Source organism: Silanimonas sp., from assembly GCF_027530345.1.
In the GTDB taxonomy this organism is placed as follows: Bacteria; Pseudomonadota; Gammaproteobacteria; order Xanthomonadales; family Xanthomonadaceae; genus Silanimonas.
Genome location: NZ_JAPZQK010000006.1, coordinates 346,310 through 352,759, shown reverse-complemented (window position 1 = coordinate 352,759; position 6,450 = coordinate 346,310). Strand labels below are relative to the sequence as shown.

Below are 6,450 nucleotides of genomic sequence, written 5' to 3'. Positions count from 1 at the left end.
ATCAAGGCGCGGGAGCAGGCCAAGATCGATCAAGCCAAGGAGGACAACGCCTGACGACCCGGAGGCACCGCTAGACTGGCTGCGCCGGGAGGCCGAATTCCCGGTTCCATCCCTGGTCAATTTTCAGTGCGCAGAGATGGTCAGTTTTCGGCGAGCGCCAACACGCCAATGACCCGGCGTCGACCGAGCACCGCGCTATAATTCCGAGTCTTTGCTCGAACGCCCCCGAGGCCCTGCCGATGTCCGCCGTCCTGCCCTCCGCCACGGACCGCTCCACCGCGTCGTCCGCCATCGTCGATGGCGAGTACACCCTCGACCACAAGTACACCCGTACCGAAGGTCGCATCTACCTCTCCGGCGTGCAGGCGTTGGTGCGCCTGCCGCTGATGCAGCAGATGCGCGACCGCGCCGCGCAACTCAACACCGCCGGCTTCATCTCGGGCTACCGCGGCTCGCCGCTGGGCGGCTTCGACCTCGAGCTGTGGAAGGCGCGCAAGCACCTCGCCGCCTCGGGCATCCAGTTCCAGCCGGGCATCAACGAGGACCTCGGCGCGACGATGGTCTGGGGCAGCCAGCAGACCAACCTGTGGCCGGGCGCCAAGTACGACGGCGTGTTCGGCATGTGGTACGGCAAGGGCCCGGGCGTCGACCGCTGCGGCGACGTGTTCAAGCACGGCAACGCCGCCGGCACGAACAAGAACGGCGGCGTGCTGGTGCTGGCCGCCGACGACCACGCCTGCCGCAGCTCCACGCTGCCGCACGGCTCGGAAGGCGAATTCGTCAGCGCGATGATGCCGGTGCTGAACCCGGCGGGCGTGCAGGACATCCTCGACATGGGCCTGCTCGGCTGGGCCATGAGCCGCTACACCGGCCGCTGGGTGGGCTTCAAGACGATCGCCGAGACGGTGGAATCGTCGGCGTCGGTGAACGTCAATCCGCACCAGCTCGACATCGTCATCCCGACCGATCTCGAGCTGCCGCCGGGCGGCCTCAACATCCGCTGGCCGGACCCGCCGCTCGACCAGGAAATGCGCCTGCACCAGTACGCGGTGAAGGCCGCGCACGCGTTCGCGCGGGCCAACAAGCTCGACAAGATCATCTACGACTCGCCGCGTGCGCGGCTGGGCATCGTCACCACGGGCAAGAGCTACCTCGACGTGCTGCAGGCGCTCGAGTACCTCGGCATCGACCACAAGGACGCCGAGGCCATCGGCATCCGCGTGTACAAGGTCGGCATGACCTGGCCGCTGGAGCCGCAGGGCCTGCGCAACTTCGCGCGCGGCCTCGAGGACATCGTGGTCGTCGAGGAGAAGCACGCCTTCATCGAAGCGCAGATGAAGGAACAGTTCTACAACTTCGAGGGCCAGCGCCCGAGCATCGTCGGCAAGTACGACGAAAGCGGCGAGTGGATCCTGCCGAGCACCAGCGAGCTCACTCCGGCGCGCATCGCCCGCGTGATCGCCAAGCGCCTGAACCGCTTCTTCAATTCGGAAGCGATCACCGCGCGCCTGAAGTGGATCGCCGAGAAGGAGCAGGAACTCGCGCTGCCGCGCCCGCTGTTCCCGCGCGTGCCGACCTACTGCTCGGGCTGCCCGCACAACACCAGCACGCAGGTGCCGGAAGGCCACCGCGCGCTGGGCGGCATCGGCTGCCACTACATGGTCACGTGGATGGACCGCCGCACCGACACCTTCACCCAGATGGGCGGTGAAGGCGCGACGTGGTGTGGCCAAGCGCCCTTCGTGGAAACGCCGCACGTCTTCCAGAACCTCGGCGACGGCACCTACTTCCACTCCGGTTCGCTGGCCATCCGCCAGGCGGTGTCGGCCAAGGTCAACATCACCTACAAGATCCTCTACAACGACGCTGTCGCCATGACCGGCGGCCAGCCGGTGGACGGCACGCTCACCGTGCCGGACATCGCGCGGCAGATGCGCGCCGAGGGCATCCAGACGATCGTCGTCGTGTCCGACGACATCGAGAAGTGGTCGGACCCGTCGATCTTCCCGGACGGAGTGCAGTTCTACGATCGCGCCGAGCTCGACGACGTGCACAAGAAGCTGTCGGAGGTGAAGGGCGCTTCGATCCTGATCTACGACCAGACCTGCGCGGCCGAGAAGCGTCGCCGCCGCAAGCGCAAGCTGATGGTCGACCCGCCGAAGCGCGTGGTCATCAACTCGCTGGTCTGCGAAGGCTGCGGCGACTGCTCGGTGAAGTCGGCCTGCGTCTCGGTGCTGCCGAAGGAAACCGAGTTCGGCCGCAAGCGCGAGATCGACCAGAGCGGCTGCAACAAGGACTTCAGCTGCGTGCGCGGCTTTTGCCCGAGCTTCGTCAGCGTCGTCGACGCGCCGCTGCGCAAGAAGAAGCCGAAGGCCAAGATCGACTTCAGCGCCCTGCCGATGCCGAACGTGCGTTCCAGCCTCGAGCAGCCCTGGAACATCCTGCTCACCGGCGTGGGCGGCACCGGCGTGGTCACCATCGGTGCCCTGCTGGGCATGGCCGCGCACCTCGAAGGCAAGGGCACCTCGGTGCTCGACCAGACCGGCCTCGCGCAGAAGGGCGGCGCCGTCACCACCCACATCCGCATCGGCAAGAACCCGGCCGAACTGCACGCCGTGCGCATCGCCGCGGGCGAGGCCGACCTCGTGCTCGGCTGCGACATGGTGGTGGTGAACGACTACTGGTCGCTGTCGAAGATCCGCGCCGACCGCACGGAAGTCGTGCTGAACACCTACGAGGCGATGCCGTCCTCGTTCCTGAAGCAGCCCGACCTGCAGTTCCCGGCCGAAGCGATCATCGAGACGGTGCGCAAGAGCCTCGGTGGCCGCGCGCCGTTCACGGTGGAGGCGAACAAGCTCGCCACCGCGCTCTGCGGCGACGCCATCGCCACCAATCTGTTCATGCTCGGCTACGCCTGGCAGCTGGGCCTGGTGCCGGTCACGTTCGAATCGCTGATGCGCGCGGTCGAACTCAACGGCGCGGCGGTCGAGATGAACAAGCAGGCCTTCGGCTGGGGCCGCCTGGCCGCCATCGACATCGACAAGGTCGTCGAAGCGGCCGATGCCGCGCCGGCGCAGCGCAGCGGCACCGCCGACGCGCTCGACGACGAGACGCTCTCGCTCTCGCTGGACGAGACCGTGGCCCGCCGCGTCGCCTTCCTCACCGACTACCAGAACGCCGCCTACGCCAAGCGCTACAGCGACCTCGTCGCCGAAGTTCGCGCCGCCGAAGCCACGAAGGCGCCGGGCAAGGACGCGCTGTCGAATGCCGTCGCCCGCTACGCCTTCAAGCTGATGGCCTACAAGGACGAGTACGAAGTGGCGCGCCTGTACACCTCGGGCGAGTTCGAGGCACGCCTGAAGGAGCAGTTCGAGGACGGCGGCTCGCTGCGCTTCCACCTCGCGCCGCCGCTGCTCTCGAAGAAGGACGCCGACGGGCACCTGGTGAAGAGCGAGTACGGCCCGTGGATCTTCAGCGCCTTCAAGGTGCTGAAGCACCTGAAGTTCCTTCGCGGCACCGCGCTCGACCCGGTGGGCCACACGGAAGAGCGCAAGATGGAACGCCGCCTGCGCGACGAGTACGTGCAGACGATCCGCGAACTGCTGCCGAAGCTGTCGGCGGAGAACCACGCGCTCGCGGTCGAGATCGCCGAGGTGCCGGAGCACATCCGCGGCTTCGGCCACGTCAAGGAGCGCCACGTCGAGAAGGCGGAGAAGCTGCGCACCGAACTGCTGCGCCGCTGGGCCAAGCCGGGCATCGCCGCGACGGTGACGACGGCCTGAGGCCTCGCGCTCCGCAACAAACGAAACGCCGCCTCAGGGCGGCGTTTCGTTGTTGGTCATGGACTCAAGGCTGGTCGATGCGACAGCCCATCGTCGACGGATCGGTCGGGCAGGGAATCCACGCCTCCCGCAATCGAGGCAGCCAGCCGTCAGACACCATGGCATCGATCGCACGGTCCAATGCCTCCGCCTTCTCTGCATCGAGATGGCGGCCCACCATGACGCGCGACGGCTCGTCGGAAAAAATGAAGACCTGCTTCAGCGGGACGCGTCCCGAAGTATCGGCCTGGTAGTTCAAGGCACTCAGCTCATCGATGAAGAGGCCATCGAGGCGGTCGCTCTCCAGCATTTGCCAGCCGCTCTTCGGTTCAAGGATGGGACGCAGTCGCGCGGCGAACGCCGGATCGCGCGCGAGGGCCACATACTCGGGCCCGTAATTGGCGCCGGCCTGGATCCCGATCCTGAGCTCCGTTGCGGCGAGCGCGGAGAGATCACCGACGTCGACCGTCGCGACCAGCTCGGCGCGAAGCAAGAGCACGTTGCGCGTGGCGTTGATCGGCCGGGTGAATCGGGCGAACCGATCGCGTTCCGGGCTCTGCACGGCACCTGCGATCAGGTCGACTCTGCCGGCCCTCATTTCCGCAACGCCGCGCGCCCAGTTCATTTCCCGGAAGCGCATTTCGCACCCGGTACGGCGCCCCAACTCGGCGAGCAGCTCCGCGAGATAGCCCGTCGGTGGCTGCCCCTCACGGGCGACCCAGTAAGGAGGCAGGGGATTCCAGCGCGTGGTCAGGACGCAAGGATCGCGCGGCCCCGACTCGGCAGAAGCCGGGGCGCTCGCGCAAAGCGCGGCCAGTAGGACGAACAGAAGGCGCATACCGGTCCAACAAAACTCCACGCGCAACCGTAGCACTTCGCAATGCCAGCATCCCGCTCAGAACAGCGCGATTCCGGCTTTCCACACGGTGTTCTATCTCAGGGGCTAGCGCGGCTGAAGCTCGCCACCGTCGGCACCTGCTTCCACGCAGCCCAAGGTCACCGGGTCCGTCGGGCAACCGATGTAGCGCTCGCGCAAGCGCGGCAACCACCCGTCCGCCACGGTTTCGGCAAGCACCGCATCGAAGCGTTCGGCGAACGCCGCATCGACGCTGCGGCGGCTCAACCCGATCAACGCGTGCGCCTCGGCCACGGTCAGCACGGCGCGCACCTCGCTCGCCTCCGGCTGCATCGGCAGGCCCACCATGCGCGCAAGCACATCGTCGGAAATCAGGCCATCGAGACGGCCGGCGGCGAGCATCTGCCAGCCCGCGCGCTGGTTCGGTACGAAGTACAGGCGGGCGCGGAATGCCGGGTCGTCCGTCAGTGCGAGGAACGCCGGTCCGTAGGCGGCCGAGGATTCAACGCCGATGGTCAGCGCGGTCGAGCGCAGGTCGGCGAGCGTGCGCAGCGCGGGGTAGCGTTGCCGCGCCGCCCCCGACAGATAGAGGAGGTTGGGCGAGAAGTTGATGCTGCGTGTGAAGCGCGCGAACACGTCGCGCTCGGGCGTGCGCATCATGCCCGGCATGATGTCCAGGCGCCCGGCTTCCAGCTCGACGAGCGCGCGCGGCCAACGCATGTCGACTAGGCGGGCCTCGCAGCCCATCCGGCGCAGGATCTCCACCACGAGGTCGGCGGAGTAGCCGCCTTGGCGTCCATCTGGAAGCCGCAGGTTGTAGGGGGGCTCCGAGGGCTCCCAGCGCACCGTCCGGATGCAGGCTTCACGTGCCGGCAGGGCGGTGGCCGCGGCCGATGCGGCGAGCAGGCAGAGGATCAGGGAACGGCGCATGGGCCGGAGCATAACTCGGCGTCCATCCTTCGCTCAGGGCGGCGACGCGGGCGGATCGACGGGCTCCACGCGGCAGCCGAGCGTCAGCGGATCCGTCGGACAGGGCACGTAGCGCTCGCGCAATCGCAGCAGCGAGCCGTCGGCGATCATCGATTCGATGGCGGCGTCGAAACGCGCGACGAAGGCCTCGTCATGGTGGCGGCGGCTGAAGGCGATGCGTGCCGGCACCGAGGACAGCATCAGGACCGCTCGGGGCTGGTCGCCGACGGGACGCAGCGGCATGCCGGCGACCAAGGCCGAGGCCTGGTCCGAGATCACGCCATCAACGCGCCCGCTCTCGAGCATCAACCACGCCCGCGCGCGATCGGGCACCGGATGCAGGCGCGCGGCGAAGCGCGGGTCGACGAGCAGGGCCGCGTACTCGGCGCTGTAGTAGGCGCCGGTCTCGATGGCGATCTTGAGGTCGGTGTCGCGCAGGTCGGCCAAGCGCGGCAGCGCGGTCCGCCGCGACGCCGCGGCGGTCAGGAAGAGCAGGTTGGGCGAGAGATTGATGCCGCGCGAGAACAGCGCATAGCGGCTGCGTTCGCGGTTGAACAACATGCCCGGCATCAGATCGAGCTGGCCGTCCTCGAGTTCCTTCAGGCCGCGCGCCCAGGGCCGGGCGACCAGGGTCGAGGTGCAGCCCATCCGGGCGAGCGCTTCCTGCGCCACATCGGTGTAGTAGCCCGCACGTTCACCATCCGGGCGCACGACGCCATACGGCGGCTGGAGCTCCCAGCGCACCGTCTTGCTGCAGGCACCGGCGAACGCAGGGGCCGCGAGGAGCAGCATCGCGGCGACAGC

General features: G+C 68.1%; 3 protein-coding genes and 1 pseudogene. 1 reads left to right on the top strand and 3 read right to left on the bottom strand.

Annotation, left to right across the window (positions count from 1 at the left end):
- Window positions 1-239: 239 nt before the first annotated feature.
- Window positions 240-3,746 (top strand): annotated as a pseudogene (locus O9255_RS04565) (indolepyruvate ferredoxin oxidoreductase family protein); the annotation flags it as partial.
- A 100-nt stretch (window positions 3,747-3,846) separates the two neighbouring features.
- On the opposite strand, the gene O9255_RS04560 reads toward O9255_RS04565, so the two are convergent.
- From O9255_RS04560 to O9255_RS04550, 3 genes are all read right to left on the bottom strand, one after another.
- Entirely contained in the window at window positions 3,847-4,659 is an 813-nt protein-coding gene (locus O9255_RS04560; RefSeq protein WP_297865651.1) for a transporter substrate-binding domain-containing protein, read from the bottom strand.
- Between the two features lie 105 nt (window positions 4,660-4,764).
- Entirely contained in the window at window positions 4,765-5,607 is an 843-nt protein-coding gene (locus tag O9255_RS04555) for a transporter substrate-binding domain-containing protein (RefSeq protein WP_297865650.1), read from the bottom strand.
- A gap of 33 nt (window positions 5,608-5,640) precedes the next feature.
- Window positions 5,641-6,438: a transporter substrate-binding domain-containing protein gene (locus O9255_RS04550; RefSeq protein ID WP_297865649.1), complete on the bottom strand. Its 798-nt coding sequence runs from the start codon at window positions 6,436-6,438 to the stop codon at window positions 5,641-5,643.
- Window positions 6,439-6,450: the final 12 nt, after the last annotated feature.